We start from the raw sequence: 13,647 nt of genomic DNA, 5'->3' as shown, positions 1-13,647 counted from the left end.
TCGACAGGAGGAGCATGGGAGCGTGCAGCGCAGGTGGGTATGCCTCGCGACGCTCGGCCCCATCGGGGTCGCGGCGCTCTGCTACGTCGTCGTCGTTCGCGGCTTCCTCGAGGCCGACGTCGATCACGGTCTCGCCTGGCCGCTGCTCGGCGTGCTGCCGTTGTTCGTGTTCGGCATGTGGCTGCTCACCGTGTCGTCGTCACGCATCGCCGTGCTCGTCGCCCTCGCTGCGACCGCGATGCTCGTCGGCTCGGCGTACGAGACATTCCTCCAACGGAACCTCGAGATCGTCGCCGAGCCGTGGTTCCCGATATTCAACGTGATCGGGCTGACAGCGGACGCGACGGCGACCTCGGCCTTCTTGGTCGTCTTCGCCACGTTCCCCGACGGTGTCGTCGAGCGGCGGTGGCAGCGCGTCGCCGTGGTGTTCCTGTGGACGCCGATGCTCACCGGCCCGCTCACGCTGCTGACGACCTCGCACGTGGTGATGTCGCCGTATGCCGGCATCAGCGGAGAGGGCATCCCGAATCCGTACGTGGTGCCCTGGCTGGAGTGGGCGGCTCCCGCGGTGCACCTGCTCGTCTTCCAGGCGTGGCCCGCCGTTGCGCTCGGGCTGGCGGTGCTCGCCTCCCGTGCGATCTTCGGTGCGCCCGAAGTGCGAGCGCGCACGCGGGTGATGGCGCTGACCGTCGCGGGCGCGATCGTGGCGTTCGCGCTGTGGACGCTCCTGCCCGACATCGAGGCCATCGCCCTGCTCGTCTATGCGGCGCTCATCGCGGTGCCGATCGCCGCGATCCACGGCATCCTCCGCTCGGGCGCCTTCGATATCGCACCGGGCGACCGCGGGCGGTTCGTCGCCCGCTCGTCGAACCTGCTCATCACGGTCGTCTACGCCGCCGCCGTGGCGACGCCCGCCATCCTGCTGGCGGGGCCGCTGCGGGTGGTGGCGGCCGTGCTGGTCACGACCATCCTCGCCGTCTGCCTGCTGCCGCTGCGCACCTGGATGCAACGGTGGATCCTCCGCGCGGTGTTCGGCGACCGCGACCGCCAGCTCGCCATGCTCAGCGAGCTCGGCGCCCGACTCGAGCAGGCCGGCGAGCCCCGCGACCTGCTCACCCGCCTCGCGGAAGCCGTGCGCGAGGGGCTGGGCGCGTCGTGGGTGCGCATCCGGCTCGCGACGCCCGGCGGTGCGCTCGCCGAAGCGCCGGTCGGGACCAGCCCGCAGGTCGAGCCGGTCGAAACCCCCCTGCCGGTTGACCCTGTCGAAACCGAGCCTGTCGAGACCGCCGACCTCATGCGCGGCGACGAGCGACTCGGCCGCATCGAGCTCGGCCCGAGGCGTCGAGGCGAATACAGCGACGCCGAGCGAACGCTGCTGCGTACGATCGCGGGGCAGGCCGCGGCATCCGTCGCCAATGTGCGCCTGACCGAGCAACTCGCCGAGCAACTCGACGAGCTGACCGCGTCGCGCGAGCGGCTGGTCGCCGCTCAGGACGACGAGCGAAGGCGCCTCGAGCGCGACCTGCACGACGGTATTCAGCAGGATGTGGTGGCGCAGATCGCCGGTCTCCGGCTCGCCCGCAATCGCCTGCAGCGCGGGGAGCTGACGCCCGACGAACTCGCCGAACTGCAGGACCAGGCCCGCGAGACGCTCACCGACCTGCGCGAGCTCGCCCGAGGCATCCACCCACCGGTGCTGAGTGACAACGGCCTCGTCGCGGCCGTCGAGTCGGGGGTGGCGCGGTACCCGATTCCGTTGACCGTTGAGGCCGACGATGACGTGCGCGCCGAGCGGTTCTCCGACGAGGTCGAGACGACCGCCTACTACGTCGTGCGCGAGGCGCTCGCGAACACGGCCAAGCACGCGAATGCGACCCGCGCTTCGGTCGGGCTGGCGCGCGATGACGGTCACCTGCGTATCGCGATCAGCGATGACGGATGCGGCATGGGCGCTGTTGCGCCGGCGTCGGTGTCGAGCGGCGGGCTGGCGAACATCCGCGACCGGGTCGCTGCGCTACGCGGAACGATGCGGGTGTCGCCGGGCGAGCCGACGGGAACGACCCTGCTCGTGGACCTGCCGGTCGACGAAGGTGCACCCACGAGGGGGGCGGAGGTCGCGGCCGGTGGATGAGTCGGGGGTGCTGCGCGTCGTGATCGCCGAAGACAACTACCTCGTGCGCGAGGGGCTGCGGCGCCTGCTCGAGGACTCAGGTGAGATCGACGTGGTCGCGTCGACCGGAAACGCGGCCGAGCTGCTCGACGCCGTGCGGCGGCTCTCGCCGCAGGCCGTGCTCACCGACATCCGCATGCCGCCCGGCCATCACATGGAGGGTATCGAGGCGGCCCGTGCTATTCGCACGTCGCATCCCGATACCGGGGTGGTGGTGCTGTCGCAGCACGCCGACGAGAGCTACGCGCTCGCCCTCTTCGCCGACGGTTCGGCGGGGCTCGGGTACGTGCTGAAGGACCGCATCGGCGATCTCGAAGACCTCGTGCACGCGCTCCGCGAGGTGTGCGTCGGCGGCTCGGTGATCGACCCGCTGATCGTCGACACCCTCGTGCGTCGCCGCAGAGCGGCCGGGGCGTCGGGCCCCCTCGCCACGCTGTCGCCGCGCGAACTCGACGTGCTGCGCGAGATGGCGGTGGGCAAGACGAACGCGGGCATCGAGCGGGCGCTCTTCCTGTCGACCTCCACGGTCGAGAAGCACGTGAACGCGATCTTCACGAAGCTGCGGTTGCCCGAGAGCGGCGTGCATCGACGGGTGGCCGCGGTGCTCGCGTTTCTTCAGGACGGGGATTCATCGTGAGCTTCGACACACGGAACGGCACCCGAGGGGCGCGCCAGCCGGGGCGGAGCCGGCTCGAGCAGTGGGGCAACCGGCGAATGGTCGACAGCATTCGCCGCAAGGGCACCCGGCGCGGCGACAAGCTCGTGCTCGTCACGATCGGCAAGAAGACCGGCGAAGAGCGGATGACTCCGGTGCGGTGCTTTTCGGGGGAGGGCGACACGAGGTACATCGTCGCTTCGGCGAGCGGTGCCGCCCGCAATCCCTCGTGGTACTACAACCTCGCCGCTCACCCCGACCGGGTGCGCATCGAGTTCGCCGGGCAGCGCATCGACGTCTCGCCCGAGCAGTTGCACGGCGCTGAGCGTGACGCGGTCTGGCGGCGAATCTCGGCACAGGCCTCGGGGTTCGCGCGGTACGAGCGCGTAACCGATCGAGAGATACCGGTGATTCGGCTGACGCCGCGGGTGCGTGGCGATGGGGTGTTTGCCCCTGTCGACGGTGACCTGACATGACGGACCTGCCACTCGAGTTCTCGGTGACGCCTTCAATCAGGCCGGCGCCTTTATGAGTTCAGTGCGGCTCCGTAAGCGGATGCAGCCTCATCGATCTCCCACTCTTCGACGAAGGAGTCATCGGGGATGAGGTACGGGCGATCATAGGAGCTGCCGTTGGTGCACATGTAGTCGTCGTGCCAGTCGTCGTTCATCGTCGGGTCCCAGTAGCAATCCCACCCCTGGACAACGGGTGGCTCGACGTACGGGGGCGGGCGGATCTGGCACGACCTCAATGGGCTCGGGTTCGCTACGTTCGTAGTTGTCGATGCCCTCGTTGCTGCTCGTGCATCCGGCCAGGAGGCAGACAGAGGCGACCGCGAGAATGGCAAGAAACGCGGGACGGCGACTCATGTCATCGCCTCGACTAGTAGCCGACGGCGGCGAGTCCCGCCTCGATCTGCCCAGCCTCGAAGCCTTCGAAAGCCAGTTGCTCGTAGAGTCCGTCGCGTGAGAACGCCATCATCTCGAGGTACGACTTCGCTTTCTCGGCGGCCTCCGCATTCCAGTCGGGCGCGAGGAAATCGGCCGCGAACGTGGAATCTTCGGTCGAGAAACCCTCGAACTCGAGCTGCTCGATCAGGCCGGTGCGGGAGAAGCCCATCATCGCGAGGTAGGACTGGCCCTTCGAGACGGCATTCTGCTGCGACAAGGTCAGTTTCGGCTTCACCTCCACGGTCAAAGTGACTGTGCTCTTCGCAACGGCGATGCCTCCCTTCGCCGGGCTCGTTCCGGTGACGGTTGCTGCCATGTCCTCCACGGCGGGAACCTCGAAGCCGGCTGCGCTCAGCACTGCCGTGGCAGCGGTGGCGGTTAGGCCGGTCACGTCGGGGACGACCAACTTGGCTGGTTCCGCCTCGACCTCTTCGACGGGAGTCTCGGTGGCGGCGGCGGTCGCGGCGGCCGCGACGGGTTCCTTGGCGCTGGGCCGATTCAGGGAACCGATGATGACTATCAGCAGGAGAACGCCCCCGACCGAGCCGAGCGTGATCCAGAGAGCCTTCTTCGACTTCTTCGCTGGAACCGGAGTTGGAGCTGGAGCCGGAGAATCAAGGGGAAGCCACGCCAGCGATCCATCGGGCTGTGCGGAAAGGCGGTGCCCATTGACGATGTCGCCGACCTTGAAGTCAGCGGGCCTGTCGGATTCGGTGCTCATGGGGTCGGGTCCTTCAGTAGGGTTCAGAACGATCGAAGACGGTGCAACGGCGCACGAGACGATCGCGGCAATGCCCCCTCAGCAGCCCACACGGTTCACGATTGGGCAGCTTCTGCGAAGCTACGTGCGCGCTGTCATCCGAAACAACCCCGAGAGCAGGGGGCACCCGTTCGGGGTGAGCTCGCCTAGCCCAATCGATATCTGGCTGCACCCATCAGCTGAGGTCGTGATCAGATCAATGCGCGCCTCGTGCGACGAGCCATCCGATTCGTCACCACGACGAGGGCTGTAACGCGGTGACCGATGGTCGTGACGTCGTGCTGGAAGCTCTCCGCTCTGCCTAGCGCTTGGCGTAGTCGTCCATGCCCTGCCAGTCGATGATGACGCACGCCTCGTCGCCCACCGTCCACGCGTCGTGGCCCGGCGGGACGACCATGAGGTCGCCAGCGCCGAACTCATTCTCTTCACCGTCGTCCATGACGACCTTCAATCGCCCCGACACGATGTAGCCGGTGTGGGCGAACTGACAGCTGTCGGTCTTCGCGATCGGCTTCACGTGCTTCGACCACTGCCAGCCGGATTCAAAGGTGGCTCTGCCGACGGCGCCTGCTTCAACGTTGACGAGGTCGAGCCTTCCCTTCCCATCCGCAAATGGACGCGTCTCTTCGGGTTCGTTCAGGCTCTTGCGGATCATGGCGGACATGACGGGGCTCCTTCGGCCGATATTGAGTTAACCTCACTATGGCAGTGGCCCTGACGGCCGTCAACGAATCCCGGCACACGCCTCGGCGACGCCGACTCGGAGTCGGCCGCCGGGCATTCGCGGTGGCCGCAGGTCGTCTGGCACGGATACTGCGCCGCGATTGCGGCATCGCGGCGAGCCCGGTCGCGTACGGCGATCTCGAGGTCGAGGATCGTAGAGATACGTCACCGTATCGATATGAGAGGCGATCCATGGATCTTCCACCCGGGCAGCGTGCCGTGCACGGATTCCCCCGATTCGGCATCGACCGGGTGAGTCCGCCGCCGAAAGCCCCCGAGGGGATGAATATCGAAGTGATCGGGCAGCTCGCTCGCCGTGTCTCGCTGGGCCTCGACGAGCTGGCCCGACTGCCTCATCGCAAGGTCGACGCCGACTTCCACTGCGTTGCCGGCTGGTCGGCCATCGGGCTGCAATGGGAGGGCGTGCTGTTCCGCGACTTCTACGGGCTGGTGATCGAGCCCGCACTCGCCGAGGGCGCGAAGGTGGAATACCTCGTCTTCGTCGGACTCGACGACTACCGTTCGATCGTGATGCTCGAAGACGCGCTCGCCGACGACGTCTTGATCGCCGACCGGCTCGACGGCGAGCCCCTTCCTCCGGAGCACGGTGCGCCGGTGCGGCTCGTGAGCCCCCGACAATACGGCTACATCAACACCAAGCATCTCTGTCGAATCGAGCTGTACCGATCGGAGCCCGTCGGCTACTACCATCCGTGGAAGCCGGTGCAACGCGCATTGAGCGCGGTTCGACCTCACCGGCGCGCGAGGGTCGCGCACGAGGAGCGCCGACGCCACCTGCCGTCCTGGCTGACGCGACAGGTCTATCGATTGGTCGTGAAGCTGCCGGCTCCGCCGCTGAAGTAACGCGTCATCGCGACAAGCGGTACCTTCATGCCCACTCGGTGCTACGGCGCTGCGACGAGCCTTCTCAATTGCGCCTCCACAGTGGGCGTCAGCGCCCCCGCGCCGCCGAGCATGACCGCCTGAGCCGGAGAGAGCCGTAGGAGGTCTTGCCCGGTGAACAACGAGACGTCGTCGGGTGCGGAGAGCAGCATCGGCAGCCCCCGGTTACCGGCGACCGCGCTGCCGGCGAGCGCATCCGGGAAGTCGACGCCACTCGCAACGTACGCGGCCGGAGCCTTTCCCCAGAACGTGCGACTGATCGCCTCAGCCGTGGCGAAACGGTTCGCACCGGCCAGCCTGACGACCGGTCCGCTGGTGTAGGCGTCCAGTTGCGACGCGACGGCGGTGCTGATCACGCCGGTGCCGCCCAACACGTAGACGCTCTGCGGCTGCAGGCGCTGCAGCTCGGCGGCGGTCGCGGCAGGGATTCCATCACCGTGCACGAGGAGCAGCGGGGAGTCGCGCAATGCCGCCGCCGGAGCCCCAGCGAGGGCGTCGGCGAAGTCCGTCCCCACCGCGACGAAGACGGACTGAACTCCGGGCGCGTACCAGCGGTTGCTGATGGCGGTCGCGGTGTCGAAGCGGTCGGAGCCCGCCACGCGCGTGGCTTGCCCGGATGACGCGTATTCGGCAACCGCCGCGCGCACCGCCTCGCTGATCACGCCCGTGCCGCCCAGCACCCAGACGCGCTGGGGATTGAGGCGGTCGAGTTCACCCTGCGTCTCGCCGGGCAGCGCGTTCGCGTGCGCGAGGAGGATCGGCATGCCCCGCATACCAGCGACGGCACTGCCGGCCAGGGCGTCGGGGAAGTCTGTTCCGGTGGCGATCACCACGTCGGTAGCGCCGGACGGGTAAGCGCTCTGGCTCAACGCCGCCGCGGTCGCGAAGCGGTTGGGGCCGGCCACCCGGGCGACTGACGTCGCGACGGGTCGAATGCGAATCACTCTGTCATTGGTGCCGTTCGAGGTGGTCGCGTACAGTTGCCCACCCGGCCCGAGGGCCGATGCCCGGATCCGTCCCCAGGCGGCGTCGAAGAAGATCTCGTTGCCGCTCACGGTCGCGCCGTCGCCGCTGATCGAGAAGCGGCGGATGTCGGACTCCTTGAGCGTGCTCACGAAGAGATGGCCGTTGTGATCCGCCCATTGGGTGCCACCGACGAAGGCTGCACCGGATGTCGCGATCGTCGAGCCGCCGGACGCCCAGATGGATCCGATCGTGGTCGGCGAGGAGCCGCAGGGGCCGGTGGCAGCGCCGGTGTTGCAGGGCCACCCGTAGTTGCCTCCCGCGTCGATGCGATTGATCTCATCGTTCACGTTGGGGCCGTGCTCGATGGCGAAGACGTGGTCTGTGCCGGAACGGATGGCGATTCCCTGTGGGTTTCGGTGGCCCATCGAGTAGACGATGTTCCGCGTGCCGCCGATGACGGGATTGTCGCTGGGCACGCTTCCATCCGTGTTCAGGCGCAGGATCTTGCCGTTCAGGCTGTTGCGGTCCTGAGCGAGGGCCGTGTTGTTCGCATCACCCATGCCGACCCACAGCTTCCGGAACCGATCCATCTCGACAGCGCAGCCGTTGTGGATCCGGTTGGCCAGCATGCTGCCCACCAAGACGGTCTCGCCACCCCAGCTGCCGTCTGCGAGGATTTGGTACCGCAAGAGCTGGTTCCTCCACCCGCCGCTCCCTGAGTACTCCCGCGAGGCGCACACGTAGACGTAGGGATTCGTGGCGAAGTCGATGTCGACGGCGATGCCGAGCAACCCGGACTCGCCCTCAGCGCGCACCGAGGGAATGGTGACCGTGCGCACCAGGGCGGCGCCGGGCGAGCCGCTGGCGTAGACGCGCACCCGTCCGGCCCGCTCGGTCACGAGCATCTGGCCGTTCGGCAGGAACGCCAGGTCCCATGGGATGCTCAGCCCCTCCTGCACGACGTTCGTCGAAAGGGCGGGCGGCGCTGCGCGTGCAGGCTGAGGCGTCATGCTGATGGCGAGGCTCGATGCCAGCGCAAAGGTCAGGAGGAGCGCGGGCCAGCGACGATGGCGGGCGCCCCTGACCCTTCCTCCGGCGTCGGAAACGATCGATTCACGGATGCGGCTCACGAGTCCCCCCTCGTTCGTCGCCAATCTACGCGAGTGCCTCGGCCGTGGCCACAGGTTGAAGATGTGGATCTGCTCCGCTCGTCGCCCGAATCGTTGGGGTCGCTGCGTCGCGTTTCCGTCACATTCCGGCAACTCCTCGATAACGTCTTGCGCGACGCCCTCGCTGAAGTGACGAACACTGCCAGCATTCGATCATGGGTGCTCGAACAGCCCGCTTCCGGGTGATCACGTGTGTTGCTGTCGCGGTGGGTGTAGGTCTCTCACTGACCGGATGCATCCGCGCGCCGGTGCTCGACGCATGCCCGGCGATCGGCTATTCGTACAACGGCCCGGCCGTGGTCGAGTTCGAGCCCGCACCACCGGAGTCGGTAGTGGTGACGGCGTGCTTCGGCGCGGACTGCGTGCCCGCCGAAGTCGACCAGCTTCGAGGGGAGTGGGCCGTGCCGCAGGAGGCGCCGTACCTGGGGCCGGGCGTCATCGCAAACGGTTCCGCACAGACGTTGCGACTCGTCGTGGTCGATGGCACTCGCACACTGGTCGACGACGAGTTCGAGATTCCCGTGACTGTTGAACGCACCGGGATATTCGGCCAGTGCACCGGGCCCTTCCGATACGAGCCGGTACACGTTTCGCTCGGAGGCTGAGCCCTGCGCGCAGCGGCTGACCCGCAGTCCATGCGCACCTGAGCCCCGCGATGCGTCGATCACTTCGCCGACAGTTGTCGCGAGCGATGGGAACCCGCCACCCGACGAGTCCCGAGAAGCATGAGCGCGGCCAGCATGCCGAGGAGCGCGCAGCCGACGGCGACGAACAGGGCGCTCTGGAATCCCTGGGTCATCGCCGTGTCTGGGTCGACGTCGCGCGTTGCGAGCAGCTCGGCGGTGCGTGCAGCGGTGACCGACGAGAGCACGGCCAAGCCCAGCGCTCCGCCGATCGTGAAGAAGGTGTCGGCGATGCCCGCGGCGAGGCCGGACTCTCCGTCACGCACGCCCGACAACGCGGCGATCTGCGCGCCGACGAAGGCCGCGCCGAGTCCGGTGCCGAAGACCAGTAGCCCGAGGAACACGTTGCGGAAGAGCCCGCCGTCGACGTCTATCCGGCTCAGCAGGAGGCTGCCCGTCGCGATGAGCGCCATGCCCGCCACCGCGACCGGCCGGAATCCGCGCTTCGTCACGACGAACTGCCCGGCGAACGAACCGACGACCGACATCGCCGTCAAGGCCGCCGTCATCAGGCCGAACTGCACGGCCGAAGCACCGAGCACCCGTTGTGCGTAGAGCGTCAGGATGAATAGGACGCCGTCGACGGTCATGCCCGCCACCAAGAGCACGATGTTGCCGCCGACGAGCCGTCGAGAGCGGAAGATGCGCAACGGCACCAGGGGCGCATTCGAGTGCTTCTCGATGACGAGGAACGCGGCCATCAGCGCAGCAGATGCGGCGAAGATCGCCCATGTCAGGGGATTCGCCCAACCGAGTGCGGGTGCCTCCGTAATGCCGTAGACGAGCACGACCAGGGCGAGGGTGATGGTCACCGCGCCGCCGACGTCGAGGGTTCGGGGCAGGGCCGGATCGCGACTCTCACGGATCAGGAGCCGGCACGCCACCAGGAGCGCGATGCCGATCGGCACATTCATGAAGAAGATCCACTCCCAGCCCACGTGGCCGGTGATCGGGCCTCCGAGCAGGAGGCCCGCTGTTCCGCCGACGCCACCGATGCCGCCCCAGATTCCCAGCGCCTTGTTCCGGTCGGCGCCCTCGGCGAATGTGATCAGCACGAGCGACAGCGCGGTCGGTGCCATGATGGCCGCACCGGCGCCCTGTGCGACGCGGAACGCGAGCAGCGCCTCGGCCGACCATGCCAGTCCGCAACAGAGCGAAGCGGCCGTGAAGAGTGCGATGCCGATCATGAAGATGCGTCGTCGACCCAGCAGGTCGGCCAGGCGGCCGCCCAAGAGCAGGAAGCCGCCAAACGTCAGGAGATAGGTGCTCAGTACCCACTGCACGCTGGCTTGTGTGAATCCCAATTGCGCCTGGATGTCCGGCACGGCGACATACACGATCGTGCCGTCGAGGATGACGATGAAGAATGCGCTGCCGAGCACGGCCAGCACGAGCCACCTTCGTGGATTCGGCGCCGCCGCTTCGGCCGCGGGTGTGAGTGCGCTGATCGGATCGCCCATGATTCGTCACCTCGTTCGTTCGAATGGTGCGACTCTACTACTATCAAGTTATTAAAAACTACTATCAAGTTGTTCTGTGCTCCTTTCACGTAGGCTAGGTGCATGGCCGCACAACGCACATACGACGACGCGTGCGGTATCGCCCGCGCTCTCGACGTCGTCGGCGAGCGGTGGGCACTGCTCGCGATTCGCGAGCTCCTGCTCGGCCCGAAGCGCTTCACCGACCTTCGCACCGGGCTCCCGGGCGTGAGCGCGAACATTCTGTCCCAACGACTGCGCGAACTCGAAGCATCGGGCGTGGTTCTGCGCCGACGGTTGGAGCCGCCCGCGGGCTCCTGGGTCTATGAGCTGACGGACCGCGGCCGTGGCCTCGAGCACGTCATCCTCGACCTCGGACGCTGGGGCGTTGAGTCCACGCCAACGGTCGACGCGCCGATCGGTGTCGACTCGGTGATCCTCTCCCTGCAAGCGCTCTTCGACCCGAAGACAGCAGGCGACTTCCGTGCCCACTACGAGGTGCGGCTCGGCGGCTATCGGTTCACAGTGGTCGTCGCCGATGGCCGCATCGATGTGGCTCGCGGCGCTGCCGAGCATGCCGACGCGGTCATCGAGACCACACCCCGCCGACTGGACGCCCTGGTCTCGGGCGAGCTGTCGGTGACTGAACTGGTGCAGTCCGGCGAGGTCACCGTCGAGGGTGACCTTGCCGCGGTCGAACGCTTCGCAACGCTCTTCTCGGCCAGCTGATCAGCGAGAAGCGGATGCCGTCCTGAGATTCAGCGACTGACCTGCAGATCCTTCCACCCGAACCGCCCAGGCTCAGGCAAACTCTCCCGAATCTGCTCGGCGGTGAACATGCGCCGCGGCCGCAGGTCGTCGGGCACGGATGCCGCGGGCGGCGCGGCATCCGTCACGCCCTCGGCGAGCATGCGCACCTGGGCCTTCGCGACGAGCGGCACCTTCATGGTCCACTCGGTCACCTGCGCGAGCGCGAACTGCGCACACACCGGCCACGGCACCACGACCACGCGGCGTCCGAGAACGGATGCCACGCGCCGCACGGCCTTCGAAAGCAGCAGCTGCTCGGCGCCGACGACGGCGACGGTCTCACGCGGCATCCGCCCATCGATCGCGGCGACGAGGATGTCGGTGAGGTCGTCGATCGGGATGGGCCGGATGGGCTTCTCGCGGAAGCCGACGGTCGCGAACACTGGCAGGGTCTGCACGGTGTGGCTGAGGTGGTCGATGAGGTGGTCGCCGCGTCCGTAGATCATGCCGGCCTTGAGGATCGTGGAGTCGAGTCCCGAGTCGCGGATCAGTTCTTCGGCCGCCCATTTCGACTCGTGGTACGGGGATCCGCAGTCGGGTCGCGCCCGCAGGAAGCTCAGCATGATGATCTTGCGCACCCCGGCGCGCTTGGCCGCCTCGATGACGTTCGCGGTGCCCTCGATGTGCACCCGCTGGTAGGTCTGGTCGCCGATCTGCCGGTTGATGCCTGCGCAGTGCGCGACGACTTCGCATCCCTCGAACGCTCGCATCAGCGCGTCGACGTCTCTGGTGTCGACGCCGGTGCGGCGAGAGATGATGACGGATGCCTCGGGCCCGAGCCGTTCGGCGAGGTGGCGCCCGACGAATCCAGTGCCGCCGGTGATCGCGGTGCGGGGGTGCTCGGTCACGTGGTGAGTCTAGGACCGTCGGAGCAGTGGACAAGGGCGCGTGCGCGACGGCGCACCTCGTAGGCCGAACGCGTTTCCCGCAGTTCTCCGAGCCCGAGCTGCAGCACAACACCACCAAGTCGGTCGGCTGATGGGCGACGCCACCATGTTCAGTTGTTCTTGGTTCGAGTCCAGGTGCCCGAGCAGTAGAAGTCCCTGGTCAGTGAGCAGTCATCGCTTGCTTGATCGGTCGCCTCGTGATCGAGAAACTAGCGCGATGGCGGAAAATCGGGCACCGAATTTGGCGTTGCCCGAGCAAGGTTAAGCCCCTCCAAAGAAGCGTTCGCGCTGCTCGGGGTCATACCAGAAGATCTCCCCGTTCGAAGACGACCCCTTCTCATACCCGACCACCACAAGGAGCTTGGCCGCGTCCCCGCGAGGGAGTTCAAAGACCGACTCAAACTCCTTCCGATACCAGTGAGATTGAGCCAGGACCATCTGTCTCAACTTCATAGCCGGCTCCCCATATCCGCTGTCCACCCAATCGCCAGCCGCACGTCGCCTTTCAGCGTTGATCTTGGCAAGGATGGCCTTCTCGCCCGCAGATAGAGCCTTAAACGTGCCCACAACCGCGCGGAGGACCTGCACCGTCGTGAGCGTGAACGCGTCGCCGCCGCGACCCCCGAAATCCAGAGTGACCTCGGGGGGCTGGGCAATGGCAAGTTCGCCGAAGAACTCGACGAATTCGCGAACGGTGAGGTTGCGATCAGCGATGAGGAGAAAGTCTTCGAATTGCTCACCCCTGACTCGGACGAGGGCGCTCGATCGTATGACGGGCCCACCGATCGGTTCCTCGAGCTCCACTCCACTCACTCGCTCATACTCAGCGTTCAGGCACGCGAACAAATTAGTGTCGAAGTCACTGACGTCGAACGCGAGATCGCGTGGCTCAAGTCCATCGCCATCGATGTGAATGCTGACTGTCAATGTCGTCCTGCGCATTGTCGAAAGCTAGCAGCAATGCCGACCACAGGGGCTGCTGCACCACCGGTGGGCGGGCTGGAAAGATGTCATCCTCACCAAGCACCCTTCCTCGCAGATTCCGCGAGGACGTCGTCTTGGTCGCACGGAACCGCGAGTCATTTACGACGCTCGCGCAGATCGCAGCTGACGGTCGCGAACACCGGCAGGGTCTGCACGGTGCGGCTGAGGTGGTCGATGAGGTGGTCACCACGGCCGTAGATCATGCCGGCCTTGAGGATCGTGTAGTCGAGGCCCGAGTCGCGGATCAGCTCTTCGGCCGCACATTTCGTCTCGTGGTACGGGGATCCGCAGTGGGGCCGTGCCCGCAGGAAGCTCAGCATGATGATCTTGCGCACCCCGGCGCGCTTGGCTGCTTCGATGACGTTCGCGGTGCCCTCGATGTGCACGCGTTGGTAGCTCTGGTCGCCGATCTCGCGGTTGATGCCCGCGCAGTGCGCGACGACCTCGCATCCCTCGAACGCTCGCGTCAGCGCGTCGACGTCACTGGTGTCGACGCCGGTGCGGCGAGA

At 67.0% G+C, this 13,647-nt stretch carries 14 protein-coding genes; 6 read left to right on the top strand and 8 right to left on the bottom strand.

The features are described 5' to 3' along the window. The first annotated feature begins 22 nt into the window (after positions 1-22). The 3 genes from H521_RS26320 to H521_RS24150 are packed head-to-tail and all read left to right on the top strand — an operon-like array spanning position 23 to position 3,301. Positions 23-2,131, top strand: coding sequence for a sensor histidine kinase (locus tag H521_RS26320; RefSeq protein WP_022894359.1), 2,109 nt, complete (start codon positions 23-25; stop codon positions 2,129-2,131). After that, entirely contained in the window at positions 2,124-2,807 is a 684-nt protein-coding gene (locus H521_RS0117735) for a response regulator transcription factor (protein ID WP_022894358.1), read from the top strand. Before H521_RS26320 ends, H521_RS0117735 begins: the two co-directional genes overlap by 8 nt. After that, complete coding sequence (locus H521_RS24150) at positions 2,804-3,301, top strand: nitroreductase/quinone reductase family protein (RefSeq protein ID WP_022894357.1); 498 nt, start codon at positions 2,804-2,806, stop codon at positions 3,299-3,301. Before H521_RS0117735 ends, H521_RS24150 begins: the two co-directional genes overlap by 4 nt. Positions 3,302-3,351: 50 nt before the next feature. On the opposite strand, the gene H521_RS25950 is transcribed toward H521_RS24150, so the two are convergent. From H521_RS25950 to H521_RS0117715, 3 genes are all read right to left on the bottom strand, one after another. Then, positions 3,352-3,495 carry a hypothetical protein gene (locus tag H521_RS25950; RefSeq protein ID WP_022894356.1) on the bottom strand — a complete coding sequence of 48 codons (144 nt, stop codon included), beginning with the start codon at positions 3,493-3,495 and terminating at the stop codon, positions 3,352-3,354. Between the two features lie 212 nt (positions 3,496-3,707). After that, positions 3,708-4,496 carry an Ltp family lipoprotein gene (locus tag H521_RS24145; protein ID WP_022894355.1) on the bottom strand — a complete coding sequence of 263 codons (789 nt, stop codon included), beginning with the start codon at positions 4,494-4,496 and terminating at the stop codon, positions 3,708-3,710. 340 nt (positions 4,497-4,836) lie between these two features. Further along, positions 4,837-5,199, bottom strand: a complete 363-nt coding sequence (locus tag H521_RS0117715) for a cupin domain-containing protein (RefSeq protein WP_022894354.1) — start codon at positions 5,197-5,199, stop codon at positions 4,837-4,839. A 251-nt stretch (positions 5,200-5,450) separates the two neighbouring features. On the opposite strand from H521_RS0117715, the gene H521_RS0117710 reads away from it, so the two are divergent. Continuing rightward, a complete protein-coding gene (locus H521_RS0117710) occupies positions 5,451-6,122 on the top strand; it encodes a molybdopterin-dependent oxidoreductase (RefSeq protein WP_022894353.1) in 672 nt (223 codons plus the stop codon). A gap of 41 nt (positions 6,123-6,163) precedes the next feature. Here H521_RS0117710 and H521_RS25175 read toward each other — a convergent pair whose 3' ends face one another. Beyond that, complete coding sequence (locus H521_RS25175) at positions 6,164-8,137, bottom strand: PQQ-dependent sugar dehydrogenase (protein ID WP_022894352.1); 1,974 nt, start codon at positions 8,135-8,137, stop codon at positions 6,164-6,166. 455 nt (positions 8,138-8,592) lie between these two features. On the opposite strand from H521_RS25175, the gene H521_RS0117700 reads away from it, so the two are divergent. Then, positions 8,593-8,901, top strand: coding sequence for a hypothetical protein (locus tag H521_RS0117700; RefSeq protein WP_169514014.1), 309 nt, complete (start codon positions 8,593-8,595; stop codon positions 8,899-8,901). Between the two features lie 59 nt (positions 8,902-8,960). Here the strand turns inward: H521_RS0117700 and H521_RS24135 are convergent, their stop codons facing one another. After that, complete coding sequence (locus H521_RS24135) at positions 8,961-10,439, bottom strand: MFS transporter (RefSeq protein ID WP_022894350.1); 1,479 nt, start codon at positions 10,437-10,439, stop codon at positions 8,961-8,963. A 102-nt stretch (positions 10,440-10,541) separates the two neighbouring features. Here H521_RS24135 and H521_RS0117690 point away from each other — a divergent pair, with 102 nt between their 5' ends. Further along, entirely contained in the window at positions 10,542-11,186 is a 645-nt protein-coding gene (locus tag H521_RS0117690; RefSeq protein ID WP_022894349.1) for a winged helix-turn-helix transcriptional regulator, read from the top strand. A gap of 29 nt (positions 11,187-11,215) precedes the next feature. On the opposite strand, the gene H521_RS0117685 is transcribed toward H521_RS0117690, so the two are convergent. From H521_RS0117685 to H521_RS24130, 3 genes are all read right to left on the bottom strand, one after another. Then, the gene (locus tag H521_RS0117685; protein ID WP_022894348.1) at positions 11,216-12,115 is read right to left on the bottom strand and encodes an NAD(P)H-binding protein; all 900 of its coding nucleotides are present in this window, start codon (positions 12,113-12,115) and stop codon (positions 11,216-11,218) included. Positions 12,116-12,415: 300 nt separating this feature from the next. Beyond that, positions 12,416-13,096, bottom strand: a complete 681-nt coding sequence (locus tag H521_RS0117675; RefSeq protein ID WP_022894346.1) for a hypothetical protein — start codon at positions 13,094-13,096, stop codon at positions 12,416-12,418. 137 nt (positions 13,097-13,233) lie between these two features. Beyond that, positions 13,234-13,647, bottom strand: a 414-nt coding sequence (locus tag H521_RS24130) for an SDR family oxidoreductase (RefSeq protein ID WP_022894345.1), incomplete at its 5' end; no start/stop codon positions are given.

The organism is Agromyces subbeticus DSM 16689, assembly GCF_000421565.1.
Lineage (GTDB): Bacteria > Actinomycetota > Actinomycetes > Actinomycetales > Microbacteriaceae > Agromyces > Agromyces subbeticus.
Note: the sequence above shows the minus strand (reverse complement) of the source record. Positions and strands in the feature narration are given on the sequence as shown.